Origin of the sequence: Hoeflea sp. EC-HK425 (assembly GCF_902498795.1) — a bacterium.
Lineage (GTDB): Bacteria > Pseudomonadota > Alphaproteobacteria > Rhizobiales > Rhizobiaceae > Hoeflea > Hoeflea alexandrii.
Genome location: NZ_LR701572.1, coordinates 1790041 through 1805748 on the forward strand (window position 1 = coordinate 1790041; position 15708 = coordinate 1805748).

14 protein-coding genes and 1 pseudogene are annotated in these 15708 nt (G+C 62.4%); 11 read left to right on the forward strand and 4 right to left on the reverse strand.

The features are described from left to right. Positions 1 to 67: 67 nt before the first annotated feature. Positions 68 to 1048 carry a heparan-alpha-glucosaminide N-acetyltransferase gene (locus SPHINGO391_RS11265; protein WP_244615169.1) on the forward strand — a complete coding sequence of 327 codons (981 nt, stop codon included), beginning with the start codon at positions 68 to 70 and terminating at the stop codon, positions 1046 to 1048. 90 nt (positions 1049 to 1138) lie between these two features. After that, positions 1139 to 1570 (forward strand): isoprenylcysteine carboxylmethyltransferase family protein, encoded by a 432-nt coding sequence (locus SPHINGO391_RS11270; protein WP_244615170.1) that lies wholly within the window; start codon positions 1139 to 1141, stop codon positions 1568 to 1570. 46 nt (positions 1571 to 1616) lie between these two features. On the opposite strand, the gene SPHINGO391_RS11275 is transcribed toward SPHINGO391_RS11270, so the two are convergent. Both SPHINGO391_RS11275 and mgtE read right to left on the reverse strand, forming a co-directional pair. Further along, positions 1617 to 2003: a MerR family DNA-binding transcriptional regulator gene (locus SPHINGO391_RS11275; protein ID WP_152008918.1), complete on the reverse strand. Its 387-nt coding sequence runs from the start codon at positions 2001 to 2003 to the stop codon at positions 1617 to 1619. An 86-nt stretch (positions 2004 to 2089) separates the two neighbouring features. After that, positions 2090 to 3463, reverse strand: a complete 1374-nt coding sequence (gene mgtE, locus SPHINGO391_RS11280; RefSeq protein WP_244615402.1) for a magnesium transporter — start codon at positions 3461 to 3463, stop codon at positions 2090 to 2092. Between the two features lie 566 nt (positions 3464 to 4029). On the opposite strand from mgtE, the gene SPHINGO391_RS11285 reads away from it, so the two are divergent. After that, positions 4030 to 4317 carry a hypothetical protein gene (locus tag SPHINGO391_RS11285; RefSeq protein ID WP_152008920.1) on the forward strand — a complete coding sequence of 96 codons (288 nt, stop codon included), beginning with the start codon at positions 4030 to 4032 and terminating at the stop codon, positions 4315 to 4317. Positions 4318 to 4484: 167 nt separating this feature from the next. Here SPHINGO391_RS11285 and SPHINGO391_RS11290 read toward each other — a convergent pair whose 3' ends face one another. Continuing rightward, the gene (locus SPHINGO391_RS11290) at positions 4485 to 5762 is read right to left on the reverse strand and encodes a glycerate kinase (protein WP_244615171.1); all 1278 of its coding nucleotides are present in this window, start codon (positions 5760 to 5762) and stop codon (positions 4485 to 4487) included. Between the two features lie 548 nt (positions 5763 to 6310). Between SPHINGO391_RS11290 and SPHINGO391_RS11295 the strand changes: the two genes are divergently transcribed. Next, positions 6311 to 7366 carry a sugar phosphate isomerase/epimerase gene (locus SPHINGO391_RS11295; RefSeq protein ID WP_152008922.1) on the forward strand — a complete coding sequence of 352 codons (1056 nt, stop codon included), beginning with the start codon at positions 6311 to 6313 and terminating at the stop codon, positions 7364 to 7366. A gap of 14 nt (positions 7367 to 7380) precedes the next feature. Continuing rightward, complete coding sequence (locus SPHINGO391_RS11300; RefSeq protein ID WP_152008923.1) at positions 7381 to 8568, forward strand: Gfo/Idh/MocA family oxidoreductase; 1188 nt, start codon at positions 7381 to 7383, stop codon at positions 8566 to 8568. A gap of 22 nt (positions 8569 to 8590) precedes the next feature. Here SPHINGO391_RS11300 and SPHINGO391_RS11305 read toward each other — a convergent pair whose 3' ends face one another. Continuing rightward, the gene (locus SPHINGO391_RS11305) at positions 8591 to 9472 is read right to left on the reverse strand and encodes a helix-turn-helix domain-containing protein (protein WP_152008924.1); all 882 of its coding nucleotides are present in this window, start codon (positions 9470 to 9472) and stop codon (positions 8591 to 8593) included. 194 nt (positions 9473 to 9666) lie between these two features. Between SPHINGO391_RS11305 and SPHINGO391_RS11310 the strand changes: the two genes are divergently transcribed. From SPHINGO391_RS11310 to SPHINGO391_RS11330, 6 genes and pseudogenes are all read left to right on the forward strand, one after another. Next, on the forward strand, positions 9667 to 10881 hold the full coding sequence (locus tag SPHINGO391_RS11310) for an amino acid ABC transporter substrate-binding protein (RefSeq protein ID WP_152008925.1): 1215 nt from the start codon (positions 9667 to 9669) through the stop codon (positions 10879 to 10881). Positions 10882 to 10957: 76 nt separating this feature from the next. After that, a complete protein-coding gene (locus SPHINGO391_RS11315; RefSeq protein WP_152008926.1) occupies positions 10958 to 11824 on the forward strand; it encodes a branched-chain amino acid ABC transporter permease in 867 nt (288 codons plus the stop codon). Then, positions 11821 to 12735 (forward strand): branched-chain amino acid ABC transporter permease, encoded by a 915-nt coding sequence (locus SPHINGO391_RS11320; protein WP_152008927.1) that lies wholly within the window; start codon positions 11821 to 11823, stop codon positions 12733 to 12735. The genes SPHINGO391_RS11315 and SPHINGO391_RS11320 overlap by 4 nt, the downstream gene beginning before the upstream one ends. Next, positions 12732 to 13460 (forward strand): ABC transporter ATP-binding protein, encoded by a 729-nt coding sequence (locus SPHINGO391_RS11325; protein ID WP_152008928.1) that lies wholly within the window; start codon positions 12732 to 12734, stop codon positions 13458 to 13460. Before SPHINGO391_RS11320 ends, SPHINGO391_RS11325 begins: the two co-directional genes overlap by 4 nt. Beyond that, positions 13453 to 13926: pseudogene (locus SPHINGO391_RS25245) on the forward strand (ATP-binding cassette domain-containing protein); the annotation flags it as partial. The gene SPHINGO391_RS11325 and the pseudogene SPHINGO391_RS25245, both read left to right, overlap by 8 nt. 255 nt (positions 13927 to 14181) lie before the next feature. Further along, positions 14182 to 15630: an aldehyde dehydrogenase gene (locus SPHINGO391_RS11330; RefSeq protein WP_244615404.1), complete on the forward strand. Its 1449-nt coding sequence runs from the start codon at positions 14182 to 14184 to the stop codon at positions 15628 to 15630. Positions 15631 to 15708 lie beyond the last annotated feature (78 nt).

The window sequence follows — 15708 nt, forward strand, 5'->3', positions numbered from 1 at the left end:
TTTCGCAGGCATCGGTTCTAGAACGGAGGCCGGCGGCCTTGCCGATGCTTCCCATGGAGAAACAGGCTTGAGTGATACCGTCGGGACTGCCCCGCAACCGCAAACACCTACGCGGCGCATCGATGTGCTCGACCTTGCTCGCGGCCTGGCCCTGTTCGCCATGGCGACCTACCATTTCTCATGGGATCTCGAACTGTTCGGCTATATCGATCCGGGGACCAGCACGCATGGGCCTCTCAAGCTCTACGCCCGTGCGATCGCTGCAAGCTTCCTGTTCCTCGCAGGCGTCAGCCTTGTCCTCGCCCATGGCAAGGGAGTAAGGCCAAGCGCCTTTGCCAAACGGATAGGCATGGTTGCAGGTGCGGCGGCATTGATCAGCCTGGCGACCTATTTCGCCACGCCGGGCAGTTTCATCTTTTTTGGGATATTGCATGCAATCGCGGCCGCCAGCATCGTCGGGCTGGCGTTTCTGAGGCTGCCGGCACCGCTGACCGTGCTTGCAGGAATTCTCTGCATTGCCGTCCCCCTGGTCTACCGCAACGAGGCATTCAACCCGGCCTGGCTGAGCTGGATCGGCCTGTTCACGGTGCCGCCGCGTTCCAACGATTTCGTTCCGCTGCTGCCCTGGCTTGGTCCTTTCCTGATCGGCATGGGCGTGACCCGTGCCGCCCTTTCGCGCGGTCTGACCGAGCGCCTTGCAGCGATTGAGCCGGGCGACAGCCCGGTTGCACGCGCAACCCGTTTCTGCGGCCGCCACAGTCTGGCCTTTTATCTCTTGCATCAACCGGTGCTGCTGTCGCTGGTCTGGGCTGCATCCCAGGTCGCCCCACCAACTCCGGTCGACCCCCTGCCCGCATTCGTCGCCGAGTGCGAAACAGGTTGCAGTGCCAACAACAGCGCGGCATTCTGTCAACGGTTTTGCGGGTGTGTGACCGATGAACTGCTGTCGCGCGGATTGTTCCAGCCCTATGTTTCGGGGCAGATCACCCAGGAAACAGACGCGCGAATACCGGCAATTGCGGAGCAGTGCACGGCACAGTCACGATAGACCTATATATTTGTAATATTTATTTTTTTAATTGCCAAAACAGGGATTCCGAAACATGAATGCCTACCGGGAGAGACCGAATTTCATTCCTTGGCCACCATTGCTGCTTGTGGGGGCTTTACCCTCTCGGCAATCCTGCTCAACCTTGCATCCCCGCTGCCACTTGAGTTCACAGGCACCAGAACGCTTGGCGGCATCCTGATTGTCGCGGCTCTTGGGATTGACCTTTGGGCGATGCGCACCCTGCACGAAGCCAAGACCACCATCCTGCCAAACCGGGGCTCCAGCCACCTCGTCGCAAACGGGCCGTTCGGCTACAGCCGCAATCCGATCTATCTGGCCAACATGGTGCTGCTTGCAGGCATGGGCTTTGTTTCTATGAATGCCTGGTTCGTGGTGCTGGCGCCTGTGGACGGCATCCTCACGCACCTGCTTGCGATCAGGCGCGAGGAGCGACATCTGCTGGCCCGGTTCGGGTATCAGTTCGAAGATTATTGCCGTAAGGTCCGGCGCTGGATCTGAGCGCCACCAGAGAGGCGTTCAGGACCCGGTTTGCGGCCTTTCCGGCTCAGGTGTTGACGCCGATTTCAGCAAGGCGGGTCAGGCAGGATTCCTCGATGTGGTCGAGTTCGACCAGCGTTTCATCTATGTCCCTGCGCTTCTGGCGCAGGTCCTCGCGCTTCTCCTCGACCTTGCGCATGAGCAGCCTCAACTGACCCGCTTCGCCCGGTGGGTCCTTGTAGACCTGAATGATTTCCCGGATTTCAGCAATCGTGAAGCCGATACGGCGGCCGCGCAGGATTTCCTGGATCAACCGCCGGTCAGCCGACCGGAACAGACGTGTCCGGCCGCGGCGCTCGGGCTGGATCAGCCCCTCGTCCTCATAAAAACGCAGGGTCCTGGTCGAGATCCCGAACTCGCGGGTCAACTCGGTAATGGTATAGTACTTGTCCAAGGGGGACCTATCCGCAAATCTCTGATGACAGTTTACGCTTACGTATAAGTCAAAATCGCGTGCATGGCCACCGCTGCAAACGCAAATCAGGCGAGTGACAACCACCATCCTGCCAATCCGAGAAAGGCGAAGAAGCCGACGACGTCGGTGACGGTGGTGACAAACACCGCCGACGCGATCGCCGGGTCGGCTCCCACCTTGTCGAGAAACAGCGGCAGCAGGATGCCGGCGAGAGCCGCTGCCAGCATGTTGACCACCATGGCCGCAGCAATGATGCCGCCAAGACCCTGGCTCGAGAACCAGGCGCCGGCGACAACACCGATGATTACCGCGAACAACACCCCGTTGATGAAACCGACGGCCGCTTCACGGCGGATGATCCGGCCGGCATTGTAGATATCAAGATCGCGGGTGGCCAGAGCGCGCACGGTCACCGTCATGGTCTGGGTTCCGGCATTGCCGCCCATCGAGGCAACGATCGGCATCAGCACGGCCAGCGCCACCATCTGCTCGATGGTTGCATCAAACAGGCTGATAACCGCGGAGGCCAGGATGGCGGTGCCGAGATTGATCAGCAGCCAGGTAAAACGCGACCGCACGGTCGACAGGATGCTGTCGGAGAGTTCCTCGTCGCCCACGCCGCCCAGACGCTTGATGTCCTCTTCGGCTTCCTCATGGATGACGTCGACCACGTCATCAATGGTCAGCACACCGACCAGGCGCTCGTTCTCGTCAACCACGGCGGCGGAGAGAAGGTCGTACTGCTCGAACAGCTGCGCGGCTTCTTCCTGGTCCATCTCCGCATTGATGCGGTAGCGGGTCTCGTCCATGACCTCTTCGATGCGAACAAGCCGCTTGGTGCGCAGGATCTTGTCGAGAGCCACTGCGCCGACCAGCTTGAAGGTCGGGTCGATGACGAAGATCTGGCTGAAGCTGTCGGGCAGATCTTCCTCGTCACGCATGTAGTCGATGGTCTGGCCAACCGTCCAGAACGGCGGCACGGCGACAAACTCGGTCTGCATGCGGCGGCCGGCCGTGTCCTCGGGATAGTCCAGCGAGCGGCGCAGACGCACCCGCTCGGTAAATGGCAGGGCTGCGAGAATTTCCTTCTGGTCCGCCTCGTCGAGGTCTTCAAGAATGTAGACCGCGTCGTCCGAATCGAGATCTCCGAGGGCTTCGGCGATCTTGGCGTTGGGCAACGCCTCGATGATCTCCAGGCGGATGGCCTCGTCGACTTCGGTCAGCGCGGCGAAGTCGAAATCATCGCCGAGCAGCGAGACCAGCGCATGGCGCTGGGCGGCATTGATCGATTCCAGCAGGTCGCCGAGCTCGGATTCGTGCAGGCGAACGACGTGCTCGCGCAGGAACAGAACATCCCGGTCGGCAATCGCAGCGCCCACCGCGGTAAGGTAATCCTGCCGGATGGAACCGTCGTCGCCGTAGATGTCGTCCTGATCCATCGCTTCCGACGGGGATGGAGACGCAGTGATGTCTTCTTCGCGGTCAGCGGGGTCGGTCATGGCCAAAACTCTCAGGCAGGTTCTTGTCAGCGGGAACGGGCCAACAGGTCTTAAAGTGCGGCGGGCAACAGCGCCATAAGGATACCTATTGCAGCGGCATCGAATTTCGAATCGTCACAGGTCGGAACAGGATTATCTCTCTATTTCAAGCCCGTTCTAAAATACAGGCGTATTTAACTGTGGAAACATGTCCCCCCGCGACCTTGGGTGAATTGCTACAACCGAAGCTACGTGCAACGCTGTTTCTGAACTGATCAGAAAAGGATTTGGACTGCTCCCTCTAGATGGGCGCGGACCGCAAGACTGTGAGCGGCTTTTCATTCCCGAAAATGCGAGCAGATCACAGACCCCGTTGCAAGCTTACCACTTGCGCAAATCATAAGACCAGCGCGAAAACTGGACAATTCATTGCGAATCATGGCTTATCTTATAAAGTTCTATTTTAAATCATCAGTATTGAGTCGTGATTTGAGTGTCGCCAACAACTCCTGTCAGGACACGAACAGATGACAGTTTCACAACGGCTCGAAAATCTGAAGAGAGTTCACGAAACCAAAGCGCCTGAAATCATTCGCCTGACAGAAGATGCGAATACTCCTACCCGCCAGAAGCAAGTGATTTACGGTTGCCTGAACAACCTGTGCCGGATCTCGGCTCTGCTCTACGGAGAGATTTCGGCCGAGCCGGGAAACTACGACCTGCTTGAGGAAGCGGCGGAACTCGACAATGCGCTGGTGCAGTTGCGCAGCTATGTCGGAAGCCAGATTTCACTGAGAATGCACTCGGCTGCATGATGAACGTCCGCTCGGCGGCGTTTCTGTTCCAAGCGTGCCTACTTGGCGTGGCGTCTCTTCACATGCGCCTGCGGTACATCGCACGGGCGTTCAAGAATATGCCCGAGCACGCCCAACACCCCCTGACGGAATCCAACTGACAGCTTGCCGACAGCTTCCAAAATTGCTCAATCCGGCACGTCTCCGATCAGGATCGCCCGGAAATCATTGACGTTGGTGCCGGTTGGACCGGTAACAAACAACGCACCGATCGCATCGAAGGCCGTCCAGGCATCGTTGGCGGCAAGGCTCCCCAGAGGATCAATGCCACGTGCCCGCATTTCAGCTGCGGTTTGCGGACCGGCGAAAGCGCCGGCATTGTCCTCGGATCCGTCAATGCCGTCGGTATCGGCGGCGAGCGCGGCAATCCCGTCAACGCCATCGATGGCGGAAGCAAAGGAGAGCAGGAATTCGGTGTTGCGCCCGCCCTTGCCCTTTCCTTTCAGGGTGACCGTGGTCTCTCCACCGGAGAGGATAACGACGGGTTTGGCGAACGGACGGTCGCGGCCGGCGACTTCCCGGGCGATCGCCGCATGGACGAGGCCGACATCCCGGGCTTCTCCCTCCACCGCATCAGACAGGATGGCGGCATCGATCCCGGACTTGCGCGCCAGATCGGCCGCGGCCTCAAGGGACAAGCCGGCCGATGCGATAACCCGAACCTCATTGTTTGCAAAGACCGGATCATCGGGACGGGGCGGCAGATCGGCACCGCTGGCAAAATGCCGCTGGATCCGTTCGGGCAGGACGATGTTGCGGGCCTGGATCATGGACCGGACTTCGGACATGGTGACCGGGTCGGGCACGGTGGGGCCGGAGGCCACCTGGGAGGGCTCGTCTCCCGGCACGTCGGAGACAACCAGCGAGACCACCCTGGCCGGCCAGGCGGCGGCAGCAAGCCGGCCGCCCTTGATCCGGCTTGCATGTTTTCTGATCGCGTTCATCACCCCGATCGGGGCGCCTGAGGCGAGCAGCACCTGGTTGAGCTGCTGCTCGTCAGCAAGCGTCAGGCCTTCGGGCGGGGCCGGAAGAAGCGCCGACCCGCCGCCGCAGATGAGCGCTACGACCAGATCGTCCGCGGTCAGGTTCGACACGGCATCAAACAGGGTCCGGGTTGCTTCAAGTCCGGCCTGGTCCGGTACGGGATGGCTGGCTTCGAGAACCTTGATCCTGCGGCACGGCGCGGCGTAGCCATACCGGGTCACGACGACGCCTGACAGCGGAGCGTCCCACAGATCCTCGAACGCCGCGGCAAGTTGGGCCGCGCCCTTCCCCGCACCGATCACCACGGTCCTGCCAAAAGGCCTTTCCGGCAGCGCATCGATCAATGCCTTTCGCGGATCGGCCCGCTCTACGGCGGCCTCAAACAGGCTGGTCAGAAAATCACGTTTTCGGGGATCAATCACGCTTGTTACCACATCAACTAGCTCCGCCGGGTGGGGCAGACTGGAACAAGTGCCGGGCTCAGCCGTCGGCTTCATAAACGCCATTTCTGATTGTTTTGCGTACGAAGTCAAACCGGATCGATCAGCCATCAGATGCGGGAACAGCGATCAAGGCCGCGGTAAAGACAAGGCTCGATGAGGCATTTGGCCGGACGCCCCGGATCCCTCCAGCACCATGCCGAAACTGCAGCGCAAAGCTGATCGGTTAGCCGGGCAAAGGAGCGCCGGCGATCAGCATCGACAGTCACGGCAATCCGGATATCGGTTTTGCCTAATCACCGGAAGCAGTGTATTGGCGAAGATACAAACGATTTAATAATGCGGCCGGGAGAGCACCGAACACAGGCGGGAACGTTGCATATCCGTGAGGAGACCTGCACCAAAATGGAGGTCTTAACGCCTCCGGCATCTCATTTTGGGGTGGTGCGGGACGGATGCATGTCGACACGATTCCACGCTCGTCGTTTAACGAACGCCGCGGGGCGATTGAATTCTGGAGGAGGAAAGCTATGAGAACGATCAAGGGGCCGGCGTTGTTCCTGGCGCAGTTTGCCGGCGATGAAGCGCCGTTCAATTCGTGGGAGTCGATCACCAAGTGGGCGGCGGAGTGCGGCTACAAGGGGGTCCAGGTGCCGAGCTGGGACGGGCGCCTGATCGATCTTCAGAAAGCCGCCGCGTCGAAAGACTACTGCGACGAATTCAAAGGTATTGCGCGCGACAACGGCATCGAGGTGACCGAGCTGTCGACCCATCTGCAGGGCCAGCTCGTCGCCGTGCATCCGGCCTATGACGAGGCCTTCGACGGGTTTGCGGCAGCTGAAGTGCGCGGCAATCCGAAGGCGCGGCAGCAATGGGCGGTCGAGCAGGTGAAGATGGCGCTCAAGGCCTCAAAACACCTGGGCATCAATGCGATGGCAAGCTTCTCGGGCGCTCTGGCCTGGCCCTATCTCTACCCCTGGCCGCAGCGGCCGGCAGGCCTGGTCGAGACCGCCTTTGACGAACTGGCCAGGCGTTGGCGTCCGATCCTCGATCATGCCGAGGACTGCGGCGTCGACATCTGCTACGAGATCCATCCGGGCGAGGACCTGCATGACGGCGTCACCTTCGAGATGTTCCTCGAGCGCGTCGGCAACCATGCCCGCTGCAACATGCTCTACGATCCGTCGCACTACCTGCTGCAATGCCTCGACTACCTCGACAATATCGACATCTACAAGGACCGGATCCGGATGTTCCACGTCAAGGACGCGGAGTTCAACCCGACCGGACGCCAGGGTGTCTATTCGGGCTACCAGTCCTGGGTCGACCGGGCCGGCCGGTTCCGCTCGCTCGGCGACGGACAGGTCGATTTCGGGGCGATCTTCTCGAAGATGGCGGCCAATGATTTCGATGGCTGGGCCGTGGTCGAATGGGAATGCTGCCTCAAGCACCCGGAAGACGGCGCGCGCGAGGGGGCGCAATTTGTGAGGGACCACATCATCCGGGTCACCGAGCGCGCCTTTGACGACTTCGCCGATGGCGGCACCGACGATGCTGCCAACCGCCGCATGCTCGGCATTTCGTAAGCGGGAGATCAAACATGGCTACCCAAGGCTCCAGCACCACCGCCGCGCGGCGGATCCGTCTCGGCATGGTCGGCGGCGGGCGTGACGCGTTCATCGGCGGCGTCCACCGCATCGCCTCGCGCATCGACGACCGCTACGAGCTGGTCGCCGGGGCGTTTTCCTCGACGCCGGAAAAATCAAAGGCCTCGGCCGCCGATCTCGGCGTCGCGCCCGACCGCGCCTATGGCGATTATGTCGAGATGGCCAAGCGGGAAGCGCGACTGAAGACCGGCATCGAGGCGGTTGCGATCGTCACGCCCAACCACATGCACTATCCGGTGGCGCGCGAATTCCTCAAGCGCGGCATCCACGTGATCTGCGACAAGCCGCTGACCTCGACGCTGGCCGACGCGAAGAAGCTGGCCAAGGCGGCGGAAACGTCGGGCGCGCTGTTCGTGCTCACGCACAACTACACCGGCTACCCGATGATCCGCCAGGCGCGCGAGATGATCGAAAGCGGCGAACTGGGCCGGATCCGGCTGGTGCAGGTCGAATATGCCCAGGACTGGCTGTCGGAAAACCTCGAGGAGACCGGGCAGAAACAGGCCGGCTGGCGCACCGATCCGGCGCGCTCCGGCCTTGGCGGCTCGACCGGCGACATCGGCACCCATGCCTTCAACCTGGCAAGCTTCGTCTCGGGGCTTGAGCTCGCTGAGCTCTGCGCCGATCTCGACAGTTTCGTCAAGGGCCGCAAGCTCGATGACAATGGACACGTGCTGATGCGGTTTGCGGGCGGCGCCAAGGGCATGCTGTGGTGCTCCCAGGTGGCGCCGGGCAACGAGAACGCGCTGAAGCTCCGCATCTACGGCGAAAAGGGCGGGCTCGAATGGGCCCAGGAAGACCCGAACTATCTCTGGCACACACCGCTGGGGCAACCCAAGCGGCTGCTGACCCGCAACGGCGCGGGCGCAACGGCGGCCGGCCAGCGCGTCAGCCGCATCCCGGGCGGCCATCCCGAAGGCTACCTCGAAGGCTTCGCCACCATCTACAACGAGGCGGCCGAAGCCATCATCGCGCATCGGGACGGCAAGCCTGCCCCCGAAGGCGTCATCCATCCTGGCATCGAAGAGGGCCTGGCAGGCGTCGCCTTCGTCACCGCCTGCGTCGAGTCTTCCAAACGCGGCGGCGCATGGGTCAAGTTCGGAAACTACAACAAGCGCTGACACATAGCCTGACGAGGCGGCCCTACGGCCAAGCGGCATAGGTGAGGTCGCCCTGCTCCTTCCTGCTGCGCAGGACATGACGGTACTTGCCCGGTGTCTGCCCCGACTGGCGGGTGAAGAAGCGGTTGAAATAGGCCGGGTCGGCAAAACCGAGGCGGAAGGCGATCTGGCTGACCGGCAAGCCGGTGCTGGCCAGCAGCTCGCAGGCGTCGCGCATGATCTCGCGGTGCAGATAGGCCTGCGGCGAAAGGCCGGTGGCGCGCCTGACCGAGACATTAAGCCGGTCGCGCTTGACTTCGAGCGCCTCGGCGTAGCGCTCGACTGTCCAGTGCTGGTGCCTGTGCTGCCCGGTCAGCATGACGAACCGCTCGGCCAGACCCCGCGGCGAACGCTGCCTGGAGATGATATCCGTGCCCAGCATGCGCCAGAGGTGCAGCAGGATCAGTCCGAGTAAATGCTCCAAAGCCTGGCTGCTGCCTGGCAAGTTGGCCTGTTTTTCGGCGGCGACACCGACGAGCAGGCGCACGATGGCATCGTTCTGCCCCAGCGGCTGCGATATGCCTTCTCTGAGCAGGACTCCAATCTGATCGGCGAGCAGGCTTGCCGGCAGGGAACGCACCAGGGTCTGGCGCGGAGCGAGCATGACCATCCCGCGGGTTCCGCCCGGCGCACCGAGATCGCGGGCCTTGCCGGCCGGAATCCAGATCAGTCGCGGAGCCTCGAATTCCCTTACGGTACCGGTCGCTGCGCCGGGTTCTGAGACCGTCAGCTTGCCGGCAAACAGCAAGACGAGGCAGGCCGAGTCCGCCGGGACGCGATAGGCCACGCGGGTGAGCGGACTGCGGATGTGAAGCAGAGACAGGATCGGGCGATCGTCACTGGCGGTCAGATTTGCTGGTCTCATGGCGGCAAGATCGCGGATCAGGTCAGAAATGCAAGCAAAAGTGCAATTCTTTGCGACAAAAGTGCATATTCTTATGCCGGACCCTGATTGATACTCAATCACAGCCGTTACTGGGAGTTCGGCTGAAACACTGCGGATATCGGGCGAAGGTGATTGAAAACCCTCGCTTCCGGCCGCAATTGGGAGGAAAACCTATGAAAATCACCCGACGCAACACTATGCGTGCGCTCGCATCCGGCGTGGCCATGACCATGCTGATCGGCGCCAACCTCGCCCACGCAGCCGATGACACGATCACGATCGGCTATGCCGTCGCAAAGACAGGACCCAACGCCACCGGCGCAGGCATCACCACGATCCCGAACTATGAATTGTGGGTCAAGGACGTCAATGCTGCCGGCGGCCTGACCATGCCGGACGGCTCGAAGCGGATGATCGAGGTCATCGAATATGACGACCGGTCCTCGAACGAAGACCTGGTCCGCGCCATCGAGCGGCTGGCCACCAAGGACAATGTTGATCTGATCCTGCCGCCATGGGGCACAGGTTCCAACCTGGCCATCGCACCGCTAATGGACCGGTTCGGCTATCCGCAGCTCGGCGTGACCGCCGTGACCGACAAGGCGCCGGAATTCGCCGCCCGCTGGAAGCGCAGCTACTGGATGCTCGGCGGCGGCCATGACTATGCCAACGGGCTGGCTGGCGTCCTGAAGGCCGCAGTGGCAGCCGGTACGCTCAACAACAAGATCGCCATGGTTTCCGTCGCCGACGGTTTCGGCATCGACCTGGTCAACGGCGCCCGCCCGGCTTTTGAGGAAGCCGGCCTCGAGGTCGTCTACGACAAGACCTATCCGCTCGGCACATCCGATTTCGCCGCGCTGATGGCGGAAGCCCAGGCGAGCGGCGCTGACAGCTTTGTCGCCTTCTCCTATCCGCCCGACAGTTTCGGCATGACCAAGACCGCCCAGTCGATGGGCTACAATCCGAAGGTCTTCTATGTCGGAGTGGGCGGCGCATTTCCGATCTACGGCAAGATCGCCGACGGCAAGCAGGAAGGCGTGATGTCTATCGGCGGCGTCAATGCCGCCTCCCCGGCGATCCAGGATTACTTCGCCCGGCACACCGACAGCGCCGGCGCACCACCTGACAGCTGGGCTTCGGCGATCACCTATGCGTCGCTGGAAATGCTGGCGCAATCGGTCGAGCGGGTCGGCCTGGACCACGAGAAACTGGCCCAGGAACTCTCGACCGGCACGTTCAGCACCATCATCGGCGACGTCAAGCTCGAGGACAACCAGCTGCGTGACCTGTGGTGGGTCGGCCAGTGGCAGAACGGCACCTTTGTCGCCGTCAATCCGGCTGACAAGGACGGCGCCGTCGCTCCGATCGTCCCGAAGCCGAACTGGTAATCCGGTTCAAGCGCCCGAGGGCAGCCGCAAATGGCTGCCCTTCCCTCTCCATTGTTGACAGAAGCGGACCACTGCTATGACGACGCTTGTGCTCGGCCTGGTGCTGGGCGGCACCTATGCGCTGCTGGCGCTCGGACTGACGCTGCAATACGGCATCGCCCGGATCATGAATCTGGCCTATGGCGAGGTCACGTTGCTGGCGGCCTTCGGACTGGTTTTCCTGTTCCAGACCGCCGGCCTGCCGCCGCTCTTGGCGATCGTGATGATCGCTCCCGCCGGCTACCTGACCGGCTGGATACTCTACACCATGATGATGCGTCCGCTGGTCCGCCGTGCCGCCGGCAAGCCCGGAAAGCTGGAAGTCGATTCCATTCTGGCGACATTCGGTCTTCTGTTCGTGCTGCAGGGCATCATGCTGGTGCTTTTCGGGGCCAATTTCACCTCGATTTCCTATCTTGACCAGGGCGTGAACGTGCTCGGCGTCTCGGTGGCGCTGAACCGGCTGATTGCCTTCGGCATCTGCCTTTTCGCGGGACTCGGCCTGATCGTCCTGCTCAACTGGAGCCGCTGGGGACTGATCCTGCGCGCCGTGGCGCTGACCCCGGGCTCGGCGCCGCTTGTGGGCATCGATGTCAACAAGGTCAGCCGCCAGGGCTTTGCGCTGGGAACCGCGCTGGCTTCGGTCGGCGGCGCCAGCATAGCGATGTACCAGACCTTCTCCGCCAATGACGGGGTGGTGTTCACCATGAAGGCGCTGATCATCGTCATCATGGGTGGCGTCGGCAATGTCGCCGGGGCGCTCGCCGCAGGCTTTGCGCTGGGACTGGTCGAAACCTTCGTTGCGACCACCTTCGATCCTGGCCTCACGCTGGCAGCAACCTTCACCATCTTCCTCGTCGTTCTCATCTGGCGTCCGCAGGGCCTGTTCGGGAGGCGTTCATGATCCGTCTGGCAATCGCACTCCTGGCTCTTGCCGCCCTCGCCGTCCTTCCACGGTTCGTGTCCGAATATGAACTCGGGCTGTTGATCGGCATGGCAAGCTACGTGGCGCTGGCCTCGGCCTGGGCGCTGTTTTCCGGCCATACGCATTATATATCGCTGGCGACCGTGGCGTTCTACGGCACCGGGGCCTACACGGTCGCCGTGCTCAACGAGAGTCTTCCCTACCCGGCGGTACTCTTGTGCGCGGCCCTGATCGGTGCTGCCATGGCGCTGCTGGTGGGGCTGTCGACGCTGAGGCTTTCGGGCATCTATTTCGTCATCTTCACCTTCGGGCTTGCAGAACTGGTCCGGCAGTTGATCACCTGGTACGAGGTCTCGATCACCGGCACGCTGGGGCGCTACATCTTCCTCGATCTGACCGCACGGGACATCTACTGGCAGATGCTGGTGCTGGCGGCGATCGCGATCGGGCTGACCGCCTGGATCAACCGCACCAGGCTGGGACTGGCGCTCAGGGCGATCGGCGACGACGAGGTGGTGGCGGCGCATTCGGGCATCCACCTGGCGCGGACCAAGCTGGTCGCCTTTACCATCTCGGCCACGCTGATCACGCTTGTCGGCGCGGTCGGCTCGCCCCGCTGGGTCTATGTCGAGCCGCTGATCGTGTTCAATCCGACGGTGAGCTTCCTGACCGTCATCATGGCGCTTTTGGGCGGAGCCAACCGGTTGTGGGGACCGCTGGTGGGCGCCATTCCGCTGTTCCTTCTGTTCGAATGGCTGTCTGTGAATTTCCCCGACACCTATCCGATCTTCCTGGGGCTGATGTTCATCGCGGTGGTGTTCGTGCTTCCGAACGGTGTGCTCGCCGGCCTTGACGATCTGCGCGCGTGGCTTGGGAGGCGCGGCAAATGACCCTTCTTCACGTCGACACCGTTTCGCGGTTCTTTGGCGGCCTGAAAGCCGTCGACCAGGTCTCCTTCGAAATGGAGAGCGGCACGATCATGGGGCTTCTGGGTCCGAACGGATCGGGCAAGACCACGCTGCTCAACCTGATCTCGGGCTTCCTTGCGCCCTCCTCGGGCAAGATCATCTTCAACGGCAGGAACCTTGCCGGTGCCCGGGTCGACAAAATCGCCCGCGCCGGCATCGCCAGGACATTCCAGCTCGTGCGGATCCTGCCGTCTCTGACGCTGCTTGAAAACGTCATGCTCCCCGCCGTCTTCGGCCACCGCGCCCACTGGGGCAAGGAAGCCGAGCGGGTGGCGCATGCGGCGCTTCAAAAGACCGGGCTCGGCGACCGGGCCAACGCCAGCGCAGGCGATCTCAACTATATCGACCAGAAGCGGCTCGAACTGGCCCGCGCACTGGCCGCCGAACCGGAACTGCTGCTGCTCGACGAATGGCTCGCCGGTCTCAATCCGACCGAATTGCAGGAAGGCATAAGGCTGATTGAAAGCCTTTCGGGCTCGGGCATCACCATCATCATGGTCGAGCACATCATGGAGGCGGTCCGGGCGCTGTGTCCGCGCTGCGCCGTCATGAACGCGGGCCGGCTTATCGCCGATGGGGAGACTTCGACAGTCCTGTCCGACAAGGCCGTGATCGCTGCCTACCTGGGAGATGCCGAAGATGCTTGAAGTCCGCGACATCAGTATTGCCTACGGAAAACACGTGGCAATCGCCCGGGTTTCGATCGAGGTCGGCAAGGGCGAGATGGTGGCAATTCTCGGCGCAAACGGGGCCGGCAAGTCCTCGCTGCTCGGCGCCATCGGCGGACGAACAAAGCCCGCAGGCGGCAGCGTGAGTTATGACGGACAGGACATCCTGGCCTTGCCGCCGCACGAGGTGGTCGAGCACGGGATCGTAATCGTTCCCGAAGGCCGTGGCATCTTTCCGCAGATGACGGTCGCCGAAAACCTCAGGCTCGGCGCCCTGCCCCGGCGCGCCGAGGCCAATGCCGGCAAGAACCTGGAACTCGTGCATGCGCTGTTTCCGAAGCTTGCCGAACGCGGCAACCAGCTGGCGGGGACGATGTCTGGCGGCGAACAGCAGATGGTGGCGATCGGACGGGCGCTGATGTCCTCGCCAAAGCTGCTGCTGCTCGACGAACCCTCGCTCGGGCTGGCCCCGATCGTCGCCCAGGAAGTGTTCGCGGCGCTTGCAAAGATCCGGGAGACCGGCCTGACCATCGTCATCGTCGAGCAGAATGCCCGGGCGACCTTGGCGCTTGCCGACCGCGCCTACCTTATCGAGACCGGTGCGATCACCGGCTCAGGAACCGCATCCGAATTGCGAAACGATCCCGCAGTGATCCGCGCCTTCCTTGGCGGGGAGAAGATACAGAAGAGGCCCAACAACATGACCAATCTTGATCTCTACATCGGCGGCAAGCACGTCGCTGCCTCCAACAACGCGACCTTCGAGCGGAAGAACCCGGTCACCGGCGAGACGGTCACGGTCGCTGCCGCCGCCTCGGTCGAGGACGCGACACGGGCCGTCGATGCGGCCGCCGCAGCCTTCCCGGCCTGGTCTGAAACCGGACCGGCCGCACGCCGCAAGATGCTAACGGATGCCGCGACGTCGCTCAACAACCGGGCCGACGACATCGTTCAGGCGATGAAGGACGAGATCGGCGCGACGGAAGCCTGGGCAAGGTTCAACGTGATGCTCGCCTCCAACATGCTGATCGAGGCCGCCTCACTGACCACGCAGATCAAGGGCGAGATCATTCCATCGAACCGCCCCGGCTCGATGGCGATGGCCATTCGCCAGCCGGCGGGCGTCGTGCTCGCCATGGCGCCGTGGAACGCACCGGTCATCCTCGGCATCCGCTCGATTGCCACTCCGCTTGCCTGCGGCAACACCGTGGTGATGAAGACATCCGAACTCTGCCCGCGCACCCACGCGCTGATCATCGAGGCGGTGGCGCAGGGCGGTCTGCCCGACGGCGTGCTCAATGCCATATCCAACGCGCCCGAAGACGCGCCGGCCCTGGTCGAAGCGATGATCGCAAATCCGGCCGTCCGCCGGGTCAATTTCACCGGCTCGACGCGCGTCGGCAAGGTGATCGGCGAACTGGCCGGCCGTTATCTCAAGCCTGCGCTCCTGGAACTTGGCGGCAAGGCGCCGATGATCCTGCTCGAGGACGCCGACATCGATGCAGCGGTCGCTGCAGCCGGGTTTGGCGCCTACATGAACCAGGGCCAGATCTGCATGTCGACCGAACGGATCATTGCCGTCGGTTCGATCGGCGACAAGTTCGTCGAGGCCTTTGCGAAGAAGGTGGAACAATTGACCGCGGGTGATCCGCGCGAGGGATCATCGCCGCTCGGATCGCTGGTCGACGCGACGGCGGCGGAACGGATCAAGGAACTGATCGAGGACGGTGTCGGAAAGGGTGCCAAGCTGATTGCCGGCGGCGGCGAAGGTACCATCCTGAATGCGGCAGCCCTCGACCACGTCACCCCCGACATGCGGCTCTACACCGAGGAAAGCTTTGGCCCGGTGGTCAGCATCATCCGTGCCGGATCGGTCGACGAGGCCGTGCGGATAGCCAATGACAGCGATTTCGGCCTGTCGTCGGCCGTCTTCAGCCGCGACGTGATGCAGGCCATGAACGTTGCCAAGCGGATTGAAAGCGGCATCTGCCATATCAACGGCCCGACGGTGCACGACGAGGCGCAGATGCCGTTCGGTGGCGTCAAGTCCTCAGGCTACGGGCGTTTTGGCGGCAACTGGGGCATTGCCGAGTTTACCGAACTGCGCTGGATCACCATCCAGGATGGCACGCCGCATTATCCGATCTGACTGTTCAATCGCCGGCGGGCCTCCATCGACGCCCGCCGGTCGCCTCCTTCTTTAGGGATCCGTGCAGTCGATTTCTGC